At 34.8% G+C, this 606-nt stretch carries 1 protein-coding gene; it reads left to right on the top strand.

All coding sequences use genetic code 11. The features are described from left to right. Positions 1-121 precede the first annotated feature (121 nt). On the top strand, positions 122-559 hold the full coding sequence (locus D7V20_RS19435; protein ID WP_120376168.1) for a pyruvate kinase: 438 nt from the start codon (positions 122-124) through the stop codon (positions 557-559). The last annotated feature ends 47 nt before the right edge of the window (positions 560-606 follow it).

Here is a 606-nt window from a genome sequence, read left to right as displayed (position 1 = left end):
AATTAGATATAGAAAAAGCGGTTTTTCAGAGGGGCAATAAGCGAACTTTCTTTATGCCACTCGTAGACACTCGTTCATTAATTCAGTACAAAACAAACATAATTACCTATGGAAAAAAAACATGACTCAATATTGGCATATGCAGATGCACCCTGATGATCAAAGCTTTTCAGAAGTTTTACATTCAATTTTAGAGAACAAAAAAATTATAGGTTTAGGAAAATGGGCTGGAGGACAGGTTGAAAAAGAGGACTTTTTTAACAGAATGAAAGTGAATGATATTGTTGCTATTAAAAATGGTGGCAAATTAATTGCATTAGTTCAGGTAATTGGTGGAGCTTATGAAGTCAATGATGATGAAAGTGAAACCGATTGGATTGTTTTCAGGCGCCCTATTCGTGTATTGGATTGGGACATTTGGGGGAAAACACTACCTCAGCCAAGAAAAACATTAGTTATTTGTTCTAGTGAAAATGCAGAAACGACAAAAATAATTAAAGAATGGCATGAAAAGGTTAATGAAGTCCTAACCAAAAGAGGTCTATCACTCACTGTTTAATTCAACAGGCAAACTAAGAAAAGCGTCACTATCAGTAGTGACGCTTT

The organism is Acinetobacter rongchengensis, assembly GCF_003611475.1.
Taxonomy (GTDB): domain Bacteria; phylum Pseudomonadota; class Gammaproteobacteria; order Pseudomonadales; family Moraxellaceae; genus Acinetobacter; species Acinetobacter rongchengensis.
Note: the sequence above shows the minus strand (reverse complement) of the source record. Positions and strands in the feature narration are given on the sequence as shown.